Raw genomic sequence first — 12,278 nt, forward strand, 5'->3', positions numbered from 1 at the left:
GCCGCCCGGCGTGGTTGAATGGGCCAAAGGAGCTATTATGTTTCACCGTTTATGGACATTAATCCGCAAAGAGCTGCAGTCGCTGCTGCGCGAGCCGCAGACGCGGGCGATTTTAATCATGCCGGTGCTGATTCAGGTGCTGCTGTTTCCCTTTGCCGCGACGCTGGAGGTGACCAACGCCACCATCGCCATCTACAACGAGGACAGCGGTCGCCACGCGGTGGAACTCACTCAGCGCTTTGCCCGCGCCAAAGCCTTTACCCACGTCCTGCTGCTGCAAAGCCCGCAGGCGATCCAGCCGACCATCGATGAACAAAAAGCTCTGCTGGTGGTGCGCTTCCCGGCCGATTTCTCGCGCAATCTGGATAACTATCAAACCGCCCCGCTGCAGCTTCTGCTCGACGGACGCAACTCCAACAGCGCGCAAATCGCCGCCAACTATCTGCAACAGATTGTGAAAAACTATCAGCAGGAGCTGCTGGAGGGTAAAGCGAAGCCGAACAACAGCGAGCTGGTGGTGCGCAACTGGTACAACCCGAATCTCGACTATAAATGGTTCGTGGTGCCATCGCTTATCGCCATGATCACTACCATCGGGGTGATGATCGTCACCTCGCTGTCGGTGGCTCGCGAGCGCGAGCAGGGCACCCTTGACCAGCTGCTGGTCTCCCCCCTCGCCACCTGGCAAATTTTCGTTGGCAAGGCGGTGCCGGCGCTGATCGTCGCCACCCTGCAGGCAACTATCGTGCTGGCGATTGGTATCTGGGCCTATCAGATCCCGTTTGCCGGCTCGCTGCTGCTGTTCTATTTCACCATGGTGATTTACGGTCTATCGCTGGTGGGCTTTGGCTTATTGATTTCGTCGCTGTGCGCCACCCAGCAGCAGGCGTTTATCGGCGTGTTCGTCTTTATGATGCCGGCTATTCTCCTGTCGGGGTACGTCTCACCAGTGGAAAACATGCCGCAGTGGCTGCAGGATCTGACCTGGATAAATCCCATCCGCCACTTTACCGATATCACCAAGCAAATTTATCTGAAGGATGCGAGTCTGGAGATTGTGTGGGGAAGTTTGTGGCCGCTACTGGTCATAGCGGCCACCACCGGCTCAGCGGCGTATGCGATGTTCCGAAGGAAGATTGCGTAATACCCGTCATCGTTCAAACTACAACGGCGTTGGCTTTCCTTACTCACCCCAGTCGCATAGTTATCTATGCTTCTGGGGATTCGCTGCGTTGCCGCCTTGTTGTAGCCCGAACGCTTTAGGGTAACGGCTCTTATCTTTCGCCAGCAGCGAGACCACCGCCGGGCCTGCCAGTATCACCAGCCCGGCGAGGGCCAGCAGCAGGTTGTTGTGCAGCACGCGCGACAGCAGCCACAGCGCTATCATGGCCGCGCCGAAGTACCAGGTCGTGGTGAGCTCCTCAAGGAAGTCTCCCACATCGCGCCAGCGCGCCTCATGGTGACGCTGTAAAAACAGCATCGCCAGCAGCGTGACGCTGTAGAGGACGCACAGTCCCAATCCGACGCGCACCAGCGCGCCGCTCATCCAACCCATCACCAGTACTGCCACGACCAGTAGATGCAACATAATCTGCCAGCAACTAAGACCCGTTGCGACGCGTACACGTTGTTGCCACTTCATGGCTTCTCTCCTGAAGGATTTTTCTCTGCTACTCAGAGTACCGCACTTTACGGAAAATTCCGTAACACCGCATCTTTTTGTGACGTCTACTACACTATTTTATTCAGGAAAGTGACATTTACTGGAGAATTATGGCTGAGCCAACGGCGGGATTTTCGTTGAACGTGCTGACAATTAACACCCATAAAGGCTTTACGGCGTTTAATCGGCGTTTTATTTTGCCCGAACTGCGCGACGCCGTGCGCAGCGTTAGCGCGGATATTGTTTGCCTGCAGGAGGTGATGGGCGCTCATGAGGTACATCCGCTGCACATCGAAAACTGGCCGGATACGACCCATTATGAATTTCTCGCCGACACCATGTGGAGCGACTACGCCTACGGGCGCAATGCGGTTTATCCGGAAGGCCACCACGGCAACGCCGTGCTGTCGCGCTTTCCCATTGAATACTACGAAAATCGCGATATCTCGGTCGGCAACGGGGAGAAGCGCGGCCTGCTGTACTGCCGCATCGTGCCGCCGCGGAGCGGGATAACTATTCACGTGATTTGCGTCCATCTCGGTCTACGCGCCGACCAACGGCAGGCGCAGTTGACCATGCTGGCGGAGTGGGTCAATACCCTGCCCGCGGGCGAGCCGGTGGTGGTGGCTGGCGATTTTAACGACTGGCGTCAGCAGGCTAACCAGCCGTTAAAAGCCCAGGCCGGGCTGGAAGAGATCTTTACCCGCGCCCGCGGACGGCCGGCGCGCACCTTTCCGGTCAGTTTTCCGCTGCTGCGCCTCGACCGCATTTACGTCAAGAACGCCCACGCCAGTCGCCCGAAGGCGCTGGCCCTTAAACAATGGCGGCATCTGTCCGATCATGCACCCCTTAGCGTGGAGATACATTTGTGAAATGTCGTTGGCAGGAAGGCAACCGCATTACGCTACTGGAGAATGGCGACCAGTACTATCCGGCGCTGTTTGCGGCCATCGGTCGCGTCAGCCGGCGGGTGATCCTCGAATCCTTTATCTGGTTTGAAGATGAGGTTGGCCGGCGGCTGCACGCGGTCCTGCTCGAGGCTGCCCGCCGTGGCATCCAGGTGGAGGTGCTCCTCGACGGCTATGGTTCCCCGGATCTCAGCGATGAATTTGTCGGTGAGCTCACCGCCGCTGGCGTGATTTTCCGCTACTACGATCCGCGTCCTAAGCTGATGGGGATGCGCACCAATCTGTTCCGTCGCATGCACCGTAAAATCGTGGTAATCGACGACACCACCGCCTTTGTCGGCGGTATTAACTACTCCGCCGAACATATGAGCGACTACGGTCCGGAGGCGAAGCAGGATTATGCGGTGCAGGTCGAAGGGCCGGTGGTGCTCGACATCCTGCAGTTCGAGCTGGAAAACCTGCCCAACAGCGAAACCGCCCGCCGCTGGTGGCGACGTCGTCGCCACCAGCCGGAGGTTAACCAGACCCCCGGCGAGGCGCAGGCGCTGTTCGTCTGGCGCGACAACCAGGATCACCGCGACGATATTGAACGCCACTACCTGAAGATGCTGACCAGCGCCCGCCGGGAAGTGATTATCGCTAACGCCTATTTTTTCCCCGGCTACCGCCTGCTGCATGCGATGCGCAATGCCGCGCGGCGCGGAGTACGGGTTAAGCTGATCGTGCAGGGCGAACCGGATATTCCCATTGTGAAGTTTGGCGCCCACCTGCTCTATCACTATCTCGTTAAGGGTGGGGTGCAGATTTACGAATATCGCCGTCGCCCGCTGCATGGCAAGGTCGCTCTGGCAGACGACCACTGGGCCACCGTTGGGTCAAGCAACCTGGATCCGCTTAGCCTGTCGCTGAATCTGGAAGCCAATCTGATCATCCACGATCGGGTGTTTAACCAGACGCTGCGCGATAATCTCAACGGGCTTATCGCCCGGGATTGCCAGCGGATCGATAAAACGATGCTGCCGAAACGCAACTGGTGGCGGCTGGGCGTCAGCGTGATGGCTTTCCACTTTCTGCGCCACTTCCCGGCATGGGTCGGCTGGCTACCGGCTCATACCCCGCGGCTGGCCAGAGTCAGCCCGCCGGTCCAGCCGGAAATTGAAACTCAGGACCGCGTCGAGTCTCCAGCCAGGGATAATCCACTATGAGCAAATCACATCCCCGCTGGCGGATGGCGAAAAGAGTGCTGACCGTGCTCTTTTTTATCGCCGTCATCGTCCTGTTGGTGATCTACGCGCAAAAAGTCGACTGGCAGGACGTGTGGAAGGTGATCCGCGGCTACGATCGGCTGGCCTTGTTTAGCGCCATTGCGCTGGTTATCGTCAGCTACCTCATTTACGGCTGCTACGATCTGCTCGGTCGGGCCTATTGCGGGCACAAGCTGGCGAAACGCCAGGTCATGCTGGTGTCGTTTATCTGCTACGCCTTCAACCTGACCCTCAGCACCTGGGTCGGCGGGATCGGTATGCGCTACCGGCTGTACTCGCGGCTGGGGCTGAACGGCAGCACCATCACCCGTATTTTTTCCTTAAGCATTACCACCAACTGGTTGGGCTATATTCTGCTGGGCGGGGTGATATTCACGGCAGATCTGGTGAAGCTGCCGCCGCACTGGTACATCAGCCAGACCACTCTGCGCATTATCGGCGGGGTGATGCTGATCCTTACGCTTTGCTATCTGTTCGGCTGCGCGTTCGCTAAACGCCGTCACCTGACGATTAAAGGCCAGCGGCTGGTGCTGCCCTCCTGGCGCTTCGCGCTGCTGCAGATGGGGCTCTCGGCGGCGAACTGGATGGCGATGGGGGCGATAATCTGGCTGCTGTTGGGCAGCGAGATTAACTATTTTCTGGTATTAGGGGTGCTGCTGGTGAGCAGTATCGCCGGGGTGATTATCCATATTCCGGCTGGGATCGGCGTACTGGAGGCGGTGTTTATCGCCATGCTCTCCGGGGAAGATATTTCGAAGGGCGCGATCATTGCCGCCCTGCTCGCCTGGCGCGCGCTCTATTATTTCCTGCCATTGCTGCTGGCGACGGTGGCCTATCTGCTGCTGGAGAGCCGGGCGAAAAAGCTGCGGCAAAAGAACCAGCGCAAGCTGGCCCGCGAATGAAAGGGCCTGCTCGCGCTGCGCTTGCGCGGGCCTACGGAGTGTGAGCCTGTGAGAGGATCCTGTAGGCCGGGTAAGGCGCAGCCGCCACCCGGCAGCACCACGGGTACCGTGCCTGATACCATCGCCCGGCGGCGCTGCGCTTGCGCGGGCCTGCGGAGTGTAAGCCTGTGAGAGGATCCTGTAGGCCGGGTAAGGCGCCTGCCGCCACCCGGCAAAATCAAGGGTACCGTGCCTGATATCTCGCCCGGCGGCGCTGCGCTTGCGCGGGCCTACGGAGTGTGAGCCTGCGAGAGGATCCTGTAGGCCGGGTAAGGCGCAGCCGCCACCCGGCAAAATCAAGGGTACCGTGTCTGAAATCTCGCCCGGCGGCGCTGCGCTTGCCGGGCGTTCGGAGATGCAACCCCTTGATATAAAGAGGTTAGCGGCGGTTGCCCATAATACGCAGCAGCATCAGGAACAGGTTGATGAAGTCCAGATACAGCGTTAAGGCGCCAAGGATCGAGTATTTACGCAGCGTGGCGCTGTCGCGGGTATCAATCTGCTCGCCGATGTTTTTCAGCTTCTGGGTGTCATACGCCGTCAGACCGACAAACAGCACCACCCCAATATAGGTCACGGCCCACATCAGCGCCTCGCTCTTCAGCCACAGGTTGACCAGCGACGCCAGCACGATGCCAATCAGCCCCATAAACAGCATGCTGCCGAAGCCGCTCAGATCGCGCTTCGTGGTGTAACCATACAGGCTCATCGCCCCAAACATCCCGCCGGTGACCACAAAGGTGCTGGCGATCGATGAATAGGTATAGGCGATAAAAATGCTCGATAGCGTCAGTCCGGTCAGCGCCGAATAGAGCATAAACAGCGTGGTGGCCATCCTGGCGCTCAGCCGTTGCACCATTCCCGACAGCACAAACACCAGCGCCAGCTGGGCAATAATCAGCCCGAAGAAAGTGATTTTGCTCGAAAAGACGAACATCATCACCGCCGGAGTATTCGCTGCAAACCACGCGATAAACGCCGTCAGCAGCAGGCCGACCGTCATCCAGCCGTACACCTGTGCCATGTAAGTCTGCAGGCCGGTACGGCCCTGCACTATTGAATCGGAACGCGGATATCTGTCCATGACTCTCTCCTGATTAACAAAGTATCACCCTGTAAGCGTATCACACTACCAGCGCTCTGCCGCCTGACGATCGCTGTCGCGGGCGTCGACCCAGCGTTCGCCATCCGGCGTCGCTTCACGCTTCCAGAACGGCGCGCGGGTTTTCAGGTAATCCATAATAAACTCGCCGGCGGCGAAGGCGCTGCCGCGGTGAGCGCTGGTGACGCCGACAAACACAATCTCTTCCCCCGGCCACATTTCGCCGATGCGATGGATAACCGTCACCCGGCCCAGCGGCCAGCGCTCGCGCGCCAGCTCGACAATTTCCGCCAGCGATTTTTCAGTCATCCCCGGATAGTGCTCGAGGGTCAGCGCCTTCACGCTGTCGCCGAGGTTGTGGTTACGCACTTTACCGGTGAAGGTGACCACCGCGCCGTCTTCATCGCGTTCCGCCAGCCAGGGATATTCCTCACTGACGCTAAAGCGCGCCGGGCTGACCACGATACGGGTTTGCGTCATGTCAGCCCCCCGTTACCGGTGGGAAGAACGCCACTTCGTCGCCGCTGGCCACTGGATGTTCGAAAGAGGTTAGCGTCTGGTTAACCGCCGCCAGCAGCTTGCCCTCCTCCAGGGCCAGCGCCCAGCGATCGCCGCGGGCGGCAAGCTGCTGACGAACCGCTTCGACAGTCGCCAGTTCGCTGGCATCAAGGGTCAGCGAATCGGTACCGACCAGCTCGCGCACCTGGGCAAAAAACAGAACCTTAATCATGGCATTCACCCACCTTAAAATCGCCGGACTTGCCGCCGCTTTTCGCCAGCAGGCGCACCGGGCCAATCACCATATCCTTCTGCACCGCTTTGCACATATCGTAAATGGTCAGCGCGGCAACCGAGGCGGCGGTCAATGCTTCCATCTCGACGCCGGTTTTCCCGGTGAGTCGGCAGAGCGATTCAATGCGCACCCGGTTATGTTCCGGCTGCGCCTGCAGATTGACTTCCACTTTGCTGAGCATCAGCGGATGACACAGCGGGATCAGCTCCCAGGTACGTTTTGCCGCCTGGATCCCGGCGATACGCGCGGTGGCGAACACATCGCCTTTGTGGTGGCTGCCGTCGATAATCATCGCCAGGGTCGTCGCCTGCATTTCAACGTAAGCCTCGGCGCGCGCTTCGCGCACCGTTTCCGCTTTGCCGGAGACATCGACCATATGGGCTTCACCCGCGGCGTTAATATGGGTCAGTTGTGACATAGATTATTTCTTCAGGTGTGGAATGAAGTTACAGGGACGGGTGCGGGCATCAAGCTGCGGGGCGATGATGTTGTCCCACGCCGTACGGCAGGCTTTGGTTGAGCCCGGCATGGCGAAAATCAGCGTGCGATTGGCGACGCCGGCCACGGCCCGGGACTGCAGCGTCGAGGTGCCGATCTCTTCGAAGGACAGCATGCGGAACACTTCGCCAAAGCCTTCGACCTCACGGTCAAACAGCGGCAGCAGCGCTTCCGGCGCCTGATCGCCGTCGGTAAAACCGGTGCCGCCGGTGATCAGCACCACCTGCACGTTATCGCTGGCTATCCACGCCGATACCTGAGCGCGGATGGCGTAGCGATTCTCTTTGACGATCGCCTTCTCGACGACTTGGTGCCCCGCCTCCTGCGCCGCCTCGCGCAGCCAGTGACCGGAAGTGTCGTCCTCTTCGCCGCGACGGCTGGAAACGGTAAGAATAGCAATACGGGTCGGGATAAACTCAGCGCTAGCCTGGCTCATCTGAATGCTCCTTTCGAAAACGATTAACCGCCAATATAGGACAGGTTCTGCGTAATACCGGTGTTGCCCTGATGCAGGAAATGGGTCTGCTTTTTATGGGTTAAGGCTTCGGCGATCCGCGCCTCCAGCGCGGCCTGCTGCTGGTCTTCGGCCATCAGGTCGCGCAGGTCGACGCCGCCTTCGCCAAACAGGCACAGGTGCAGTTTGCCAACGGACGAGACGCGCAGCCGATTGCAGGTGGCGCAGAAGTCTTTTTCATACGGCATGATGAGGCCGATCTCGCCGGCGTAGTCCGGGTGACAAAAGACCTGCGCCGGGCCATCGCTGCGCTGGCGGATCTGATGGATCCAGCCGCGGCGCAGCAGTTCATCGCGCAGCACCATGCCGGAGAGATGGTGACGGCGGAACAGGTCGCTGCCTTCACCGGTTTCCATCAGCTCAATAAAGCGCAGCTGGATACGACGGGGTTGGATCCACGCGAGGAAGGTATCGAGCTGGTGATGGTTAACATCACGCATCAGCACGGTATTCACCTTCACCTTGTCAAAGCCGGCGGCGAAGGCGGCGTCAATGCCGTCCATCACCTGGTGGAACTTGTCCTGGCCGGTGATGGCATGGAACTGGCGGGCGTCGAGGCTATCAACGCTGACGTTAATCGCCGTCAGGCCGGCATCGCGCCAGCGTTCGACATCGCGCGCCAGGCGGTAACCGTTGGTAGTGACCGCAATCTGACGGATCGCCGGGTTTTCACGCACGGCGGCAATGATCTCGGTGAAGTCGCGGCGCAGGGAGGGTTCCCCACCGGTGAGGCGAACTTTTTCGGTGCCCAGCGCAGAGAAAGCGCGCGTAACCCGGCGTACTTCGTCTACGCTGAGAAAGCCATTGTTATTGACGGCGCCGGGTTTGTAACCGTTCGGCAGGCAGTAGGTGCAACGGAAGTTGCACACATCGGTAATCGACAGACGCAGGTAATAAAACTTACGCGCGTATGCATCGGTAAGCTGTGAGGCCATATACACCTTTCCAAATACGGGAGACGCGGTCATTTCTTTCCACGCCCTGGCGACAACCGGCGGCGTCGCGGCCAAATCGCCATATCTTTTGACACAGGCGAAGAGGCTAGAGTGTTAACAGGTTATGTCGATAGTAGCGCGTTACAGGCAGTTTCGCCATTGGCGATTTCGCTATATAATCTTATACATATCGCTATCTTCGTGCATTTTCGCTACAGAATAGCCATAAATCATTTTTTTGCCTTGATGTCGGTCAGTTTGTCGGGCTCCTCCCATCGTCTTTTAGGGGTAGATCGGGTAGTGTGTGGCCGTTTATGTGAAATAAGGAATTTCTATGCGCAATCGTACATTCGCTGACCTCGATCGGGTGGTAGCGCTCGGCGGCGGGCATGGTTTGGGCCGGGTGATGTCCTCCCTCTCCTCGCTCGGCTCACGGCTGACCGGCATTGTCACCACCACCGATAACGGGGGTTCCACCGGGCGGATCCGTCGTTCGGAAGGTGGCATTGCCTGGGGCGATATGCGCAATTGCATCAATCAGTTAATTGCCGAGCCGAGCGTAGCGTCGGCGATGTTTGAGTATCGTTTTGGCGGTAACGGCGAGCTTTCCGGACATAACCTCGGAAATTTGATGTTAAAGGCGCTGGATCACCTGAGCGTGCGGCCGTTAGAGGCGATCAATTTGATCAGAAACCTGCTGAAAGTGGACGCTTTCCTGATCCCGATGTCAGAACAACCGGTGGATTTGATGGCGCTCGATCATGAAGGCCATGAAGTTTATGGCGAAGTGAATATTGATCAGCTTGATAATGTGCCGCAGGAGCTGATGCTCACCCCGCCGGTACCGGCCACCCGCGAGGCGGTGGAGGCTATTGCCGAAGCCGATTTGATCCTCATTGGGCCGGGCAGTTTTTACACCAGCCTGCTGCCGATCCTGTTGCTCGACGAGATGGCCCAGGCGTTGCGCCGCACCCCGGCGCCGATGGTTTTTATCGATAACCTCGGCAAAGAGCATAGCCCGGCCGCGAGGCTGTCGCTGGCGGAGCGCATCGCGATTATGGAGCGCTATGTAGGCAAACGGGTGGTGGATGCGGTGATCGCCGGTCCAAAAGCCGATATCAGCGGCATCGACGACCGGTTGGTGATCCAGACGCCGCTGGAGGCCAGCGACGTTCCCTATCGTCATGACCGGGCGCTGCTCCGCGGGGCGCTGGAGAAAGCGATCCAGCTGCCGGGCTGATCCTGCGCGCCGGAGGCGGCCCTCTTCGGCGCACCTTAAAATCTTAAGGTTGTCTTAAAATAGGGCTGGCACTATACCCTCATCTTTTTCTGTGGGTGTGCATTATGTCGTTATTGCCTCTGCGTCGGCCGGTGGTCAGCCGCACGACTTATCTGATTCTCTTTGCTTGCTATATCGGTATCTGTCTCAACCTGGCTTTTTATCGCCAGGTTTTCCCGGTACTGCCGGTAAATAGCCTGCATAACTGGCTGGTATTCCTCAGTATGCCGATCGTGGCCATTAGCGTGATGAATATCCTCACCACTCTCGCCTCGTTCCTGAAGCTGGACCGGCTGGTGATTAGCCTGTTCATTCTGCTCAGCGCCTCGGCGCAATACTTCATCTGGAACTTTGGCGTGGTGATCGACCGCAGCATGATCACCAATATCCTCGACACCACTCCGGCGGAAAGCTTTGCTCTACTCTCCGGCGAAATGATTGCCGTCCTCGGCCTTTCCGGGGTTTTGGCGGTATTCGTCGCCTGGTGGGTGAAAATCCGTAAGCCCGCCACGCGGTGGCGCGGCGCGGCGATGCGCCTGCTCAATATCGCCGTTTCGGCGCTGCTGATTATTCTGGTGGCCGCGCTGTTCTACAAAGATTACGCCTCGGTGTTCCGTAACAACAAAGAGCTGGTGAAATCCCTGAGCCCTTCCAACAGCATTGTGGCCGTGAACTCCTGGTATGCTCATCATCGGATGGACAACCTGCCGCTGGTGAAGATTGGCGAAGATGCCACGCAGAAAGCGGTGATGCATAACGCTCCCCGTAAGAACCTGACGATCGTCGTGCTCGGCGAGACTTCGCGAGCGGATAACTTCTCACTGGGCGGCTATTCGCGCGATACCAACCCGCTGATGCGGCAGGACGGCGTGATCTATTTTCCGCATACCACTTCCTGCGGCACGGCAACCGCAGTTTCCGTGCCGTGCATGTTCTCCAATATGCCGCGCGCGCATTATGACGAAGAGCTGGCGCACCATCAGGAAGGCGTCCTGGATATTCTACAACGCGCAGGGATCCAGGTACTGTGGAACGATAACGACGGCGGCTGCAAAGGCGCCTGCGACCGGGTACCACACCAGAACGTCACCGACCTGAAGCTCACCGGGCAGTGCATCGATGGCGAGTGCTACGATGACGTCCTGTTCCATAATCTCGACAGCTATATCGATAACCTGCAACAGGATGGCATTATTGTGCTGCATACCATCGGCAGCCACGGTCCGACGTACTACAATCGCTATCCAGCGGCGTTTCGCAAATTCACGCCGACCTGCGACACCAATGAGATCCAGGGCTGTACCCGGGAGCAGTTGACCAATACCTATGACAACACCATCCTTTATGTCGACTATGTCGTTGATAAAGCGATAAAACTACTGCAATCTAAACAGGATAAATTTACCACTAGCCTGGTTTATTTGTCCGACCACGGCGAATCGCTGGGAGAAGATGGCGTCTATTTGCATGGTCTGCCGTATTCCATCGCGCCGGATACGCAGAAACATGTGCCGATGGCGCTGTGGCTCTCCGCCGACTACCAGCAGCGCTACGGTATTTCCGCGCACTGTCTGCAGCAGCGGGCGCAAAAAGAGAATTACTCGCAGGATAATCTGTTCTCCACCCTGCTCGGCCTGCTCGGCGTCAGCACCCGCGAGTACCAGGCGGCAGATGATATCTTAACGCCATGTAGAGAGGCTGGTTGATGAAAATCTTAGTCATTGAAGACGATGCGCTGCTGTTGCAGGGGTTAATTCTGGCGATGCAAAGTGAAGGATACGTGTGCGACGGCGTCTCCACCGCGCACGAAGCCGCGCTATCGCTGGCCAGCAATCATTACAGCCTGATCGTGCTGGATCTCGGCCTGCCGGATGAAGACGGGCTGCATTTTCTCTCCCGCATGCGGCGGGAGAAAATGACCCAGCCGGTGCTGATCCTCACCGCCCGCGATACGCTTGAGGATCGCATTAGCGGTCTCGATACCGGGGCGGATGACTACCTGGTAAAACCCTTTGCCCTGGAGGAACTCAATGCGCGCATTCGCGCCCTGCTCCGCCGGCATAACAACCAGGGCGATAATGAAATCAGCGTCGGCAATCTGCGCCTTAACGTCACTCGCCGCCTGGTGTGGCTGGGTGAAACGGCGCTGGATCTTACGCCGAAAGAGTATGCCCTGCTGTCACGGCTGATGATGAAAGCCGGTAGCCCGGTGCATCGCGAGATCCTCTACAACGACATTTACAGCTGGGACAACGAGCCGGCGACCAATACCCTGGAAGTGCATATTCACAACCTACGCGAAAAGATTGGCAAATCGCGGATCCGCACCGTCCGGGGCTTTGGCTATATGCTGGCTAACAACATCGACACGGAATAGACC

The 12,278-nt window shown here is 58.3% G+C and carries 14 protein-coding genes and 1 riboswitch; of the genes, 7 read left to right on the top strand and 7 right to left on the bottom strand.

The window, feature by feature from the left end:
* The first annotated feature begins 37 nt into the window (after positions 1-37).
* A complete protein-coding gene (locus LPQ25_RS17675) occupies positions 38-1,144 on the top strand; it encodes an ABC transporter permease (protein ID WP_004142068.1) in 1,107 nt (368 codons plus the stop codon).
* A gap of 60 nt (positions 1,145-1,204) precedes the next feature.
* Here the strand turns inward: LPQ25_RS17675 and LPQ25_RS17680 are convergent, their stop codons facing one another.
* Positions 1,205-1,642: a YbhQ family protein gene (locus LPQ25_RS17680; protein WP_004176793.1), complete on the bottom strand. Its 438-nt coding sequence runs from the start codon at positions 1,640-1,642 to the stop codon at positions 1,205-1,207.
* A gap of 131 nt (positions 1,643-1,773) precedes the next feature.
* On the opposite strand from LPQ25_RS17680, the gene LPQ25_RS17685 reads away from it, so the two are divergent.
* From LPQ25_RS17685 to LPQ25_RS17695, 3 genes are read left to right on the top strand one after another with little or no spacing between them, the layout of a single operon-like run.
* Positions 1,774-2,535: an endonuclease/exonuclease/phosphatase family protein gene (locus LPQ25_RS17685; RefSeq protein ID WP_004179098.1), complete on the top strand. Its 762-nt coding sequence runs from the start codon at positions 1,774-1,776 to the stop codon at positions 2,533-2,535.
* Positions 2,532-3,776 (top strand): cardiolipin synthase ClsB, encoded by a 1,245-nt coding sequence (gene clsB / locus LPQ25_RS17690; RefSeq protein ID WP_014907913.1) that lies wholly within the window; start codon positions 2,532-2,534, stop codon positions 3,774-3,776. The genes LPQ25_RS17685 and clsB overlap by 4 nt, the downstream gene beginning before the upstream one ends.
* Positions 3,773-4,738, top strand: coding sequence for a lysylphosphatidylglycerol synthase domain-containing protein (locus LPQ25_RS17695; protein ID WP_002895728.1), 966 nt, complete (start codon positions 3,773-3,775; stop codon positions 4,736-4,738). Before clsB ends, LPQ25_RS17695 begins: the two co-directional genes overlap by 4 nt.
* A gap of 418 nt (positions 4,739-5,156) precedes the next feature.
* On the opposite strand, the gene LPQ25_RS17700 is transcribed toward LPQ25_RS17695, so the two are convergent.
* The 6 genes from LPQ25_RS17700 to moaA form a co-directional block, all read right to left on the bottom strand.
* Positions 5,157-5,861 carry a Bax inhibitor-1/YccA family protein gene (locus LPQ25_RS17700; protein ID WP_012737686.1) on the bottom strand — a complete coding sequence of 235 codons (705 nt, stop codon included), beginning with the start codon at positions 5,859-5,861 and terminating at the stop codon, positions 5,157-5,159.
* A 45-nt stretch (positions 5,862-5,906) separates the two neighbouring features.
* Positions 5,907-6,359 carry a molybdopterin synthase catalytic subunit MoaE gene (gene moaE / locus LPQ25_RS17705; RefSeq protein ID WP_002895674.1) on the bottom strand — a complete coding sequence of 151 codons (453 nt, stop codon included), beginning with the start codon at positions 6,357-6,359 and terminating at the stop codon, positions 5,907-5,909.
* A 1-nt stretch (position 6,360) separates the two neighbouring features.
* Positions 6,361-6,609 carry a molybdopterin synthase sulfur carrier subunit gene (moaD, locus tag LPQ25_RS17710; RefSeq protein WP_002895672.1) on the bottom strand — a complete coding sequence of 83 codons (249 nt, stop codon included), beginning with the start codon at positions 6,607-6,609 and terminating at the stop codon, positions 6,361-6,363.
* Positions 6,602-7,090 (bottom strand): cyclic pyranopterin monophosphate synthase MoaC, encoded by a 489-nt coding sequence (moaC, locus tag LPQ25_RS17715; protein WP_002895670.1) that lies wholly within the window; start codon positions 7,088-7,090, stop codon positions 6,602-6,604. Before moaC ends, moaD begins: the two co-directional genes overlap by 8 nt.
* 3 nt (positions 7,091-7,093) lie before the next feature.
* Positions 7,094-7,606 (bottom strand): molybdenum cofactor biosynthesis protein B, encoded by a 513-nt coding sequence (moaB, locus tag LPQ25_RS17720; RefSeq protein ID WP_002895668.1) that lies wholly within the window; start codon positions 7,604-7,606, stop codon positions 7,094-7,096.
* A 23-nt stretch (positions 7,607-7,629) separates the two neighbouring features.
* A complete protein-coding gene (gene moaA / locus LPQ25_RS17725) occupies positions 7,630-8,619 on the bottom strand; it encodes a GTP 3',8-cyclase MoaA (RefSeq protein WP_014907914.1) in 990 nt (329 codons plus the stop codon).
* Positions 8,607-8,745: riboswitch (molybdenum cofactor riboswitch) on the bottom strand. Its footprint overlaps the gene before it by 13 nt.
* Positions 8,746-8,953: 208 nt before the next feature.
* On the opposite strand from moaA, the gene yvcK reads away from it, so the two are divergent.
* The 3 genes from yvcK (at position 8,954) to pmrA (ending at position 12,275) form a co-directional block, all read left to right on the top strand.
* The gene (yvcK, locus tag LPQ25_RS17730) at positions 8,954-9,859 is read left to right on the top strand and encodes a uridine diphosphate-N-acetylglucosamine-binding protein YvcK (RefSeq protein WP_004142092.1); all 906 of its coding nucleotides are present in this window, start codon (positions 8,954-8,956) and stop codon (positions 9,857-9,859) included.
* 104 nt (positions 9,860-9,963) lie between these two features.
* Positions 9,964-11,604, top strand: coding sequence for a phosphoethanolamine transferase EptA (gene eptA, locus LPQ25_RS17735; RefSeq protein WP_014907915.1), 1,641 nt, complete (start codon positions 9,964-9,966; stop codon positions 11,602-11,604).
* Positions 11,604-12,275 (top strand): two-component system response regulator PmrA, encoded by a 672-nt coding sequence (gene pmrA / locus LPQ25_RS17740; protein WP_002895659.1) that lies wholly within the window; start codon positions 11,604-11,606, stop codon positions 12,273-12,275. The genes eptA and pmrA overlap by 1 nt, the downstream gene beginning before the upstream one ends.
* Positions 12,276-12,278 lie beyond the last annotated feature (3 nt).

The organism is Klebsiella sp. KPN54798 (genome assembly GCF_021184225.1).
Taxonomy (GTDB): Bacteria; Pseudomonadota; Gammaproteobacteria; order Enterobacterales; family Enterobacteriaceae; genus Klebsiella; species Klebsiella pneumoniae.

Coding starts and splice junctions, on each gene's coding strand:
- LPQ25_RS17675 (WP_004142068.1), top strand. CDS start 38: ATGTTTCACCGTTTATGGACATTAATCCGCAAAGAGCTGCAGTCGCTG.
- LPQ25_RS17680 (WP_004176793.1), bottom strand. CDS start 1,642: ATGAAGTGGCAACAACGTGTACGCGTCGCAACGGGTCTTAGTTGCTGG.
- LPQ25_RS17685 (WP_004179098.1), top strand. CDS start 1,774: ATGGCTGAGCCAACGGCGGGATTTTCGTTGAACGTGCTGACAATTAAC.
- LPQ25_RS17695 (WP_002895728.1), top strand. CDS start 3,773: ATGAGCAAATCACATCCCCGCTGGCGGATGGCGAAAAGAGTGCTGACC.
- LPQ25_RS17700 (WP_012737686.1), bottom strand. CDS start 5,861: ATGGACAGATATCCGCGTTCCGATTCAATAGTGCAGGGCCGTACCGGC.
- moaE (WP_002895674.1), bottom strand. CDS start 6,359: ATGACGCAAACCCGTATCGTGGTCAGCCCGGCGCGCTTTAGCGTCAGT.
- moaD (WP_002895672.1), bottom strand. CDS start 6,609: ATGATTAAGGTTCTGTTTTTTGCCCAGGTGCGCGAGCTGGTCGGTACC.
- moaC (WP_002895670.1), bottom strand. CDS start 7,090: ATGTCACAACTGACCCATATTAACGCCGCGGGTGAAGCCCATATGGTC.
- moaB (WP_002895668.1), bottom strand. CDS start 7,606: ATGAGCCAGGCTAGCGCTGAGTTTATCCCGACCCGTATTGCTATTCTT.
- moaA (WP_014907914.1), bottom strand. CDS start 8,619: ATGGCCTCACAGCTTACCGATGCATACGCGCGTAAGTTTTATTACCTG.
- yvcK (WP_004142092.1), top strand. CDS start 8,954: ATGCGCAATCGTACATTCGCTGACCTCGATCGGGTGGTAGCGCTCGGC.
- eptA (WP_014907915.1), top strand. CDS start 9,964: ATGTCGTTATTGCCTCTGCGTCGGCCGGTGGTCAGCCGCACGACTTAT.
- pmrA (WP_002895659.1), top strand. CDS start 11,604: ATGAAAATCTTAGTCATTGAAGACGATGCGCTGCTGTTGCAGGGGTTA.